This window comes from Ectobacillus funiculus, from assembly GCF_004138295.1.
GTDB lineage: Bacteria > Bacillota > Bacilli > Bacillales > Bacillaceae_G > Ectobacillus > Ectobacillus funiculus.
Genome location: NZ_SCFM01000121.1, coordinates 1 through 1,569, shown reverse-complemented (window position 1 = coordinate 1,569; position 1,569 = coordinate 1). Strand labels below are relative to the sequence as shown.

The window sequence follows — 1,569 nt, the reverse complement described above, 5'->3', positions numbered from 1 at the left end:
ACAGATAACACGTTGGAACCTAAGGAGAAACCATATAACTTCTTGCCGATCATGCCGCCTGATAGCTTGTTTGAATCAATTGAGCTTACATCAATTGTTTTGTCCTTTGTATAAGGCGTTAAATCCTCAAGTTGCCCTTTTTCACCGTATTGCGATAAATAAGCTGTATCCATTTGCATCACGTCAGGCAGCTGGTTTGCCGCAGCCATAGGCGCGAGCTTCTTCCAATAATCATCCCAGTTAGCAAACTCCGCTTCAATATGAACATTTGGATGTTCCTTTTCATACATTTCAATAACTTTCATTGTATAATCGTGTCGTGGTTGCCCGCCCCACCAGGCTACACGTAATGTAATCGCTTCTTCTTTGCCGCTTTTGCCTGCTGTTTCTTCATTCTTTGAGCTACAGCCTGCTGCAAATGCTCCTAACAAACCCACACATATGGTGGATAACAACAGCTTTTTCATTACCGTCCCTCTCCCTCGTTTTGTCTTTAGTGAAAGTGCTTACATGTATTATTTTAGGTTATTTCCAGCAAATCTAAAATTGAAAAACTAGACATGATTGTTTAAAAAACAGGGATGTCATCACCTTTTTGGCATCGGAAGCTTTTCATTTAATGAACCTGTTTATTCCATTAGCATTTGTAATATTATCCCCAATCATAGCCAATATTGTATGGATTGGTGGAAATTGTGTATCTTAACATCATTGTTTAATAGAGATGAAGTGGCCAAGGAAACTCGCCGATTGTCGGGCCCTGCCCTTGGGTGACGGCAGAGGTGTAGTTGCCTTTATACTGTATTCCTAAAGTTTCTCGCTATGTCAAATTGGCTTCCTGCTAGAAATTTATACTGTCTTAAAGTAAAAAGAGAAATAGCGTTCTCCGCTATTTCCCCTTCACATTCACTGATTGTAAGACAGAAACCACTGTTATTTTGTGACCTTCAGGCTACTGCTTCCCTTGAATATACTGCCATCCTTAAGGGAACCAGTCATACTAATCTCAAGCTGCCCTGCTTGTCCATCAAAGGCCTTTATAACCTCCTGTCGGTTCTATTTTAAAATCACTTCATACTCACTGTCTCTATCAAGATCAGCTACATTAGCATCGTTGGCTCTGTACGTGTATGTTACACTTCAAAACGTGTTAACGTTTTTGACTTTTTCCTCATCATTTGTCTACTTCCTTGTGAGTAAAGAAATACAAGCACATCCATTTATTTCACCAGATGTGATTCACAAACTATCAAAATCAGAAAAAAGAGCACGAAAACTATTATCTTTTGCAGTCTTCGTGCTCTCTCGTCACTGTCTCTATTACTTGTTTCTAGCTAGAATTTCGTTTGCTTGCTCTCTAAATTTCTTCGCACCCTCTTCAGGTGTGATTTTCTTGAATAAAATTTGATCCGAAATATCTTTAAGCGCTTTCATTACTTCCGCACTTCCAAGCGGATCAGGCGGATCTGCTTCACTTGCGTGCTGCGAAGCCTGTTCTACATATTCAAAAACCTTCTTTGCTTCTTCACTTAGCTCAGGCTTGATAGCGTCCGCTACTTTAGAGGATAC

At 40.0% G+C, this 1,569-nt stretch carries 1 protein-coding gene and 1 pseudogene; both read right to left on the bottom strand.

Annotation, left to right across the window (positions count from 1 at the left end):
* On the bottom strand, positions 1–467 hold a 467-nt coding region (locus tag EP737_RS25120), incomplete at its 3' end, for an ABC transporter substrate-binding protein (protein WP_129732141.1).
* An 853-nt stretch (positions 468–1,320) separates the two neighbouring features.
* Positions 1,321–1,569 (bottom strand): annotated as a pseudogene (locus EP737_RS25875) (sugar ABC transporter substrate-binding protein); the annotation flags it as partial.